This is a genomic window from Desulfurobacteriaceae bacterium, assembly GCA_039832905.1.
Classification (GTDB): Bacteria; Aquificota; Aquificia; order Desulfurobacteriales; family Desulfurobacteriaceae; genus Desulfurobacterium.
The window spans coordinates 1-7,387 of record JBDOLX010000039.1; the positions used below are offsets into that span (position 1 = coordinate 1).

A 7,387-nucleotide genomic window follows, 5' to 3' on the forward strand; every position below is an offset into this window, starting at 1 on the left:
AGAAGTTGAAGAAGTTCTCTCACATTCTGGAGTATCTGTTCTTGAAAGGGAATCTTTTCTTAATAGAAAAAGTTAGTAGGGAAAAGGCATTAGCTTTTGCTGAAACACTGGGTAGCATTCTTTACAACATCCCTAAAATAAAAAAGACAAGTGAAGAAAACCTTAGATTCGTTGGATTACCAGAAAATTTGGGGAAAGAAAGCTTTGTAAATTTTGTAAAGTGTGCAATGGACTTTTTACGTTCAAAAAACTTCTCTTTTGAATATTTGGAAAGCCTCTTTGAACCTCCCGACGTTAATAAAGTTCCAGAAGGAGGAGGAATCCTTTTAACGGCACACATAGGAAACTGGGAACTTATGGGAGCTTTATTTTCCATTTTAAGTGGCAATAAGCTTTCTGTTGTTGCTAAGCCTATGAAGAACAAAAAAGTTGACAATCTCATAAATTCAATTCGTGCAAGGTGGAGAATAAAGGTAATCCCACTGGGAAACGTTCTAGAAATAGTAAAAGACCTAAAAAAGGATAGATACGTTGGAATACTCTTGGATCAGAGACCAAAGGTAAAAGAAGGAATTCTAACGACCTTCCTTGGAAGGAAAACATATACTAACAAGGGAGCAGCTATTTTAAGTATTAAAACCGGGAAACCGGTAGTTCCTGCTTTTTGTTTTCTAGAAGGTGGAAAGTATGTAGTAAGAGTTTATAATCCTATTTATCCAGAAGGGAAAAGCGTAGAGGAATTAACAGTAGAATATACGAAAGCCATAGAGAGGGCTGTAAAAGAACACCCAGAACAGTGGTTCTGGTTCCACCGAAGATGGAAAAACTCACCGGAGTTTAAAGAGTGGAAAGAGAAAAACCTTTAATAGTAATTACTGGTCCAACAGCGACGGGAAAAACAGACTTTTCCTTAAAGCTTGCAAGGGAAATTGACGGGGAAATAATAAGTGCAGATTCCATGCAGGTTTACAAAGGTCTTGATATTGGAACCGATAAAGTTTCAAAGGAAATAAGAGAAGAAATTCCTCATTACCTAATAGATGTTGTTGACCCTGATAAAGAGTTCTCAGTTGCAGACTTTGTAAGGGAGGCAGATAAAGCTATAAGAGAAATAAAAAAGAAAGGAAAATACCCCATTGTTGTTGGAGGAACCGGCTTTTACATAAGGGCGCTTCTTTTTGGTTTACCTCAAACCCCTAAAGGTGATAAGTCTATAAGGGAAGAATTAAAGAAGCTTTCCAACGAAGAACTCTATAAGTTGGTTTTGAGTATAGATAGGTCTTACGCTGAAAAAGTGGGAAAGGAAGACAGGAAAAGGTTAATAAGGGCTTACGAAGTTTATAAACTTACAGGAAAGCCTATTTCTTCTTTTAAACTTCCTGAAAAGCTAAGGTATAACTTTTTAGGGTATTTTCTCTATAGAAACAGGAATGAACTTTATAAGAGGATAGAAGATAGAGTTGATTCTCAGATTAGGAGAGGACTTATAGAAGAAACCAAGTGGCTTTTAAAGTTTGGAAAGGATACTACTGCTTTTCAAGCTCTTGGCTATAAGGAGATGTTGGAATATTTAGAGGGAAAAAAGACTTTGGAAGAAGCGGTGAAGCTTTTAAAAAGGAGAACTAAGCAGTTTGCTAAGAGGCAGTTTACGTGGTTTAGAAAAGAAACTAAATTTAAATGGATAAACTTGTCAGAGACTAAAGAGGAGGAGTTAATAAAAATTATAAAAAAAGATCTGGAGGAGATAGGATGAACCTACAGGATGCTTACTTAAACAGACTAAGGAAAGAAAGAATACCTGTAAGTGTATATCTTTCAAAAGGAACAAGGCTTCAAGGGGTAATTACTTTCTTTGACCAGTTTACAATTTTGCTTGAAAATGGAGACAGCCAGCAGCTTATTTACAAGCACTCTGTAGCAACAATTGTTCCAGCAAGACCTGTAAAGAACCTCTTTAAGGACGGTGAAAAGAAAGGTGAGTAAGACAATTCTCTTTGGGGGGCTTACCCCTCTCCATGAACTTTTCATAAAGGGAGTTCTTGAAAGTTTCGGATATAAAGCTGAGTTTTTGCCCAGTCCTGATTATTCTTCTTTTTCTACTGGTAGGGAATTTTGTGACAAAGGAATGTGCAACCCAACATATTTTACAGTCGGTAATTTAATCAAATTTTTAAAGAAGAAATCTTTAGAAGGTATTAATGTCGAGGAAAAATACGCTTTTATAACGATTGGAGCCTGTGGTCCTTGCAGATTTGGAATGTATGAAGTCCAGTACAGAAGAGCTTTAAAGGAAGCTGGTTTTAAAGACTTTGCTTTCTACATCTTAAACCAATCAAGATTCTCCTCTGAAGGAGGTATTGAACTTACTCCTAAGCTAATTTGGCAACTTCTAAAGGCAATAATTGTTGCAGATATTCTAAGAGATATTTCTTATCAATTAAGACCTTACGAAGTTTTAAAAGGTTCCGTAAACAAGGTGGTAGAAAAGTCAAAGGAAGATATATACAACGCCTTTAAAGGAGGCGGAAAACTTAAAGATCTGTTAAAAGTAGTTAGAAATTTCAAAAAGGAATTAGAGTCTTTGGAATTTGACTATACAAGAGTAAAACCTATAGTGAGCGTGATTGGTGAGTTTTGGGCACATACAACGGAAAGTTACGGGAACTACCACTTACATAAATGGTTAGAGGAGGAAGGAGTAGAAGTTAAGCCTGAACCAATTTCCGGTTGGCTAGATTACCAATTCTTTATGGAAAAAGAGAAAACAGTTTTAGAAATGAAATCAAAAGGTTTCAGTAAAAACAGAGTAAAAAAACTTGTTGGTGTCCAGCTTTTAAGCTTTACTTTAAGAAAACTTTATGATCTATTCAGATGGAAGTTGTCTTTTAGGCCGAACCCTCTTCCCTCCCAAGAACTACTTATGAGCTTAGCTAAGCCTTACTATGATCACTTTGTTGTAGGTGGTGAGGGACATTTGGAAGTAGCAAAGCACATTTATAATATCCTAAAGAAAAAAGCCCATATGACATTGTCAGTAAAACCTTTTGGATGTATGCCGTCGACCCAAAGCGATGGAGCACAAGCAAAGGTTTTGGAAGATTTTCCGCAAACAATTTTCATTTCAATAGAAACTTCAGCGGATGCTGAAGTGAACGTAAAAAGTAGAGTTCAAATGAAACTTTTTGAAGCGAAGAAAGTAGCACAAGAAGAGTTTGAAAGAGCTTTAAAAAAGCTTAAGGTAGAAAGTCCTGAAACAGTAAAAATAGCTTTTTCTGAAAATAAAAAATTAAGGAAACCATTTGTAAATTTTTCTAAGGAGTTTATAGGAACCGCAGCAAGGGTATTAGCAGGAAACACACCCGAAATTCTTAAGTATCAACCTTTGTTAGAGAACTAAAATGGATTATCTTTATATAGAAAAGTGTTCGAAAGAACTTGAAAAGAAACTAAGGAAAGAACGGATTCTTAATGTTTTTTCTGAAGAAAAGAAAGCATCTTTTCAGTTTAGAGATTTTTTCCTAAATATTTACTTTGGACAACCGAATGCTATTTTTCTATCTAAAGATTTCATTACAAAAGAAACAAATCCAAAATTTAACTCTTTGAAGGGAACCTATATTAGGTCTGTTTTTCTTCCTATTGTTGATAGAGTTTTAGAAATAGAGGCTGTAAACGTCGATTTAAGTGGAAAAGTTAGAAAATTCTATATTATCTTTGAACTTACAGGTAAAAATGCCAACTTATTTTTACTTTCTGAAGACAGAAAAATTTTAAGTTTTTTAAGGGAAGTTAAGAGCTTGGTAAGGCCTCTTGAGAGAGAAAAGGTTTATGTTTATCCCCCACAAAACAAGAAAGAGTTTGACAAGTTATCCTTTGGAGAAGTAACAAGGGAAGGTATAGAAAAAAATCTTTACAAATTTGTTGCTGGCATATCTCCTTTGAATTCAAAAGAATTGGCTGTTCTTTTTAAATTAAATGGAAGTTTAGAAAAAGCTTTTCAGGAGTTTATAGAAAGGCACAAAAAATCTAACGAAGCTTTCCTTTACTATGAAAATGGAAAACCTAAATATATGACAACGTTTTCTTACATTTCATTAAAAGAGTTAAGTTTAAAAAAATTTTCGGGAGAGACTCCATTTCTTGATGCTTGGAGAACCTTTTATTTGGAAAAGGTAGAAAGAGAAAATGCAGAAACTTTACGCAGGAAACTCTTAGATGAGATAGATAAGAGGATAAAAATTCTGAGTGAAAGTTTAAAACTTTTAAGGACGGAAGAAGAACTTTTGGTAGAAGCAGAGAGGTTTAAAAAGTTTGGAGAACTTTTAAAATACAACCTTCATATGATTAAACCTGGAACGGAAAAGGTGAAAGTGTTTGATTACTATGAAAACAAAGAAGTTGAGATACCTATCGATCCCTCTTTACACCCAAAAGAACTAGTAGAGACATTTTTTGCAAAGTACAAGAAGTTAAAAAGGAGGGCTGATCACGAGAAAGAAGTAAGGAAAAAATTAAGAGAAGATCTTTTGGAACTTGAATTTTTAAAGGAAACCGTTTCTAAAAAAGAAACTATTGACGAACTAAAAAGCTTTGAAAAAATTCTTTTTAAGCTTAAGAAAGATAAAAAAGGTAAAGAAAAGAGAATGTTTAACATTTTTGTCTTACCATCAGGTAAGAAGATAGTAGTTGGAAGGAGCAGTAAGGAAAATGAACTTTTAACTCTTAAACTTTCCAATCCGTGGGATTTGTGGTTTCACGCGAAAAACATTCCTGGTTCTCACGTTATCCTCAAACTTCAAAGAGGAGAGAAGCCTTCTGAAGAAGATATAGAACTAGCAGCTTCAGCAGCAGCTTTCTTTAGCAAAGGGAAGGAGTCAGGAAAAGTAGAAGTTGATTACACAGAAGTTAAGAATGTGAAAAAGCCTCCTAAGACACCTACAGGGTTTGTAATCTATAAGAAAGAAAGAACAATAGTGGCTAATTCCAATGTATTTTCCCTGTTTCTTGAGAGAAGAAAGGGGGACTGAGCCCCCTTACTTCATGGAGATAATAACAATTGATGTTATTGCAACGATCAAGACATATATCCCCAAAACACCGTAGAACATAAGCTTCTTAATTGGGCTATTTTCCATCTCCATCTTTCCCTCCTATGATGTGTGCTTTTAAGGTATTTATTTCTGTTTCAAAGCGCTCTCTGTTTAAAAAGACTATCACATAATGTCCGACAATACCTTTTAAAGCAAACATAGCGCAGAGCATAAAGAAAAGTCTTGAAAGAAAATGCAAGGTAGTACCAGATTCAAAAAACACTTTCCATAAAAAGAGAAATGGTAAAAGAAGACCCCCACCTACAAATAGAAAATAGGTAAACAGATTAGGTTTGAAAAAACTCAAGTCTTCTTTAAATTTCTCCCTTAGAAAAGTCTCTACTTTCTCCCATGAATTAGTTTTTCTATAAATACTTATTGCTTTCTCTATAAGTTCCCTATCTTTCGCAAAGAATCTATCCTTTAGACCGTAGATGGCAGACATCTAGTCTCCCATTAAAAAAGAGAGGATCTAAGCCCCCTCTCCTTCAAGTTTGGACTTAGCAAGAGTGTATGTAATCCAAGCAACAAATACCCACCAAATAAAAGATATGATAAGCCACATGATTACCTCCTTATCCACGAGCTTCTTCAATTTCTCTCTTAATAGACTCAGAAGAAATCTTAAAGAGGAACATCTTGTAGACCCAAGACTGATAAGCGATAACAATCGGTGTAAAGATTATTGCAGCTACAAGCATTACAGTTAAGGTTAACGTACTTGAAGCACCGTTATAGATGGAAATAGAATGTTCAAGTCCGTAACTTGAAGGTACTGCTAGAGGATATGCACCAAAGAAAACTGCAAATCCTGCAAAGATAAACGTTAAGGAAGAGAATAGGAATGCTCTTGCACCGTTCATGTTCTTAACAGCCATGAGGTATCCAACAGCAGAAAGGGCAGCAAGAACGATAAGAGCTATCTCAATAACAGGATATCTAAAGAGTGCATGTTCAAGAACTCCATTGTTGAGCATAGAAGCAATTTGTTGAAGTGTATCTTCTGGAAGGTTGAGGTACTTGACGTTTTCAATATCCTTTATCTTAAAGGATATTGTGTAAGCCAATCCTGTACAGATAACGTACATTACCACGAATGGGAACCAAAGTTTAAGGGCAATGTTTCTTGCTCTCTCAGCAATTTCTCCTTCTGTCTTCCAGAGAAGCCAGGAAACGCCGTGAAGAATTACGAATAAAACTGTTGTAATTCCAACGAGAATTCCAAAGAGTCCGTGGAATGTAAATGGATTAACGAGATTGATGAAGCTTATAGGAAACTTTTCTGTGTAAACAAATCCAAGAAGTTCATTTCCTTCAATAGCATAGTTTTTGAGAGGAAGCCCTGCCAAGATGTTTCCAATTGCTACACCAATTAATAGAGCAACAACTAAACTTGACCAGAAAATGCTTTGATCCCAAAGCTTTTTCCAGCTAGTACTTTCTTCTTTGCTTCTAAACTCGAAAGATACAGCTCTAAAGATTAGAGCAAGAAGAACCACAAAGAGTGCAATGTAGAGAGAACTAAACAATGCTGCGTAAAGTTCTGGGAAGGCAGCAAAAGCTGCACCACCTGCAGTGATAAACCAAACTTCGTTTCCGTCCCAAACTGGACCAATAGCGTTGAGCATTACTCTTCTTTCGATATCGGTCTTTGCAATGATTGTATGAAGGATACCAACTCCAAGGTCAAAGCCGTCTGTAAGAATGTATCCTGCAATGAGCACCGTTACCAAGAATGCCCATATTGTTGGTAAATCGAAATGCATCTTTCACCTCCTCCATTAGTAGAGTTCTGCTTCTTTTTCTGGTCCTTTGGTTGCAAATTTTGCAAGTAGGTAAAAATCAGCAATAGCAAGTGCTGTAAAGGTTACAGCAAAGATAATGTAAGTGATGATTACCTCTAAATTTGTAAGTAGAGACACAGCTTGTGCTGTTTTGAGTCCGATGTCGGCATTGAGAATCTTTCCGTAATCGTCAGTTAGCGGATAAACGATCCAAGGTTGTCTTCCAACCTCTGCGTATGCCCATCCAAGCCAGCAAGCAATGTAAGGTAGTGGTAGAGAATAAAGTGCTAGCTTTAAGTATCCTGTGCTGTTTTCAAGGTTCTTGTACTTTATAAGTCCTACAAGGAACAAGATTACAAAGTAAAATCCAAGGTACACCATTAGGTGGAAGGACCAGAAGCTAAAGTTTACTGGTGGAATGTAGTTGCCTTCCCCAAATGTAGCTTCAAACTGCTTTTGAAGGTCTTTTGCACCTTTGAGTTCTCCGTTAAAGTCGTGAGTAGCTAAAAAGCT

The 7,387-nt window shown here is 35.9% G+C and carries 8 protein-coding genes; 5 read left to right on the forward strand and 3 right to left on the reverse strand.

Going from position 1 to position 7,387, the window contains the following annotated elements; translation table 11 throughout:
• The 5 genes from ABGX27_02945 to ABGX27_02965 form a co-directional block, all read left to right on the forward strand.
• A partial coding sequence (locus tag ABGX27_02945; GenBank protein MEO2068448.1) for a lysophospholipid acyltransferase family protein occupies window positions 1-866 on the forward strand: 866 nt, incomplete at its 5' end.
• On the forward strand, window positions 845-1,753 hold the full coding sequence (gene miaA, locus ABGX27_02950) for a tRNA (adenosine(37)-N6)-dimethylallyltransferase MiaA (protein MEO2068449.1): 909 nt from the start codon (window positions 845-847) through the stop codon (window positions 1,751-1,753). The genes ABGX27_02945 and miaA, both read left to right, overlap by 22 nt.
• Window positions 1,750-1,983, forward strand: a complete 234-nt coding sequence (gene hfq, locus ABGX27_02955; protein ID MEO2068450.1) for an RNA chaperone Hfq — start codon at window positions 1,750-1,752, stop codon at window positions 1,981-1,983. Before miaA ends, hfq begins: the two co-directional genes overlap by 4 nt.
• Window positions 1,976-3,397, forward strand: coding sequence for a hypothetical protein (locus tag ABGX27_02960; protein MEO2068451.1), 1,422 nt, complete (start codon window positions 1,976-1,978; stop codon window positions 3,395-3,397). Before hfq ends, ABGX27_02960 begins: the two co-directional genes overlap by 8 nt.
• 1 nt (window position 3,398) lies before the next feature.
• On the forward strand, window positions 3,399-5,027 hold the full coding sequence (locus ABGX27_02965) for an NFACT family protein (protein MEO2068452.1): 1,629 nt from the start codon (window positions 3,399-3,401) through the stop codon (window positions 5,025-5,027).
• 97 nt (window positions 5,028-5,124) lie between these two features.
• Here the strand turns inward: ABGX27_02965 and ABGX27_02970 are convergent, their stop codons facing one another.
• The 3 genes from ABGX27_02970 to ABGX27_02980 form a co-directional block, all read right to left on the reverse strand.
• Window positions 5,125-5,535, reverse strand: coding sequence for a hypothetical protein (locus ABGX27_02970; protein MEO2068453.1), 411 nt, complete (start codon window positions 5,533-5,535; stop codon window positions 5,125-5,127).
• A gap of 130 nt (window positions 5,536-5,665) precedes the next feature.
• Window positions 5,666-6,856, reverse strand: a complete 1,191-nt coding sequence (gene cydB / locus ABGX27_02975; protein MEO2068454.1) for a cytochrome d ubiquinol oxidase subunit II — start codon at window positions 6,854-6,856, stop codon at window positions 5,666-5,668.
• Window positions 6,857-6,871: 15 nt separating this feature from the next.
• A partial coding sequence (locus ABGX27_02980; protein ID MEO2068455.1) for a cytochrome ubiquinol oxidase subunit I occupies window positions 6,872-7,387 on the reverse strand: 516 nt, incomplete at its 5' end.

Excerpts from the sequence above, each read along its gene's own strand:
- ABGX27_02970 (MEO2068453.1), bottom strand. The coding sequence starts at position 5,535 with ATGTCTGCCATCTACGGTCTAAAGGATAGATTCTTTGCGAAAGATAGG.
- cydB (MEO2068454.1), bottom strand. The coding sequence starts at position 6,856 with ATGCATTTCGATTTACCAACAATATGGGCATTCTTGGTAACGGTGCTC.
- hfq (MEO2068450.1), top strand. The coding sequence starts at position 1,750 with ATGAACCTACAGGATGCTTACTTAAACAGACTAAGGAAAGAAAGAATA.
- ABGX27_02965 (MEO2068452.1), top strand. The coding sequence starts at position 3,399 with ATGGATTATCTTTATATAGAAAAGTGTTCGAAAGAACTTGAAAAGAAA.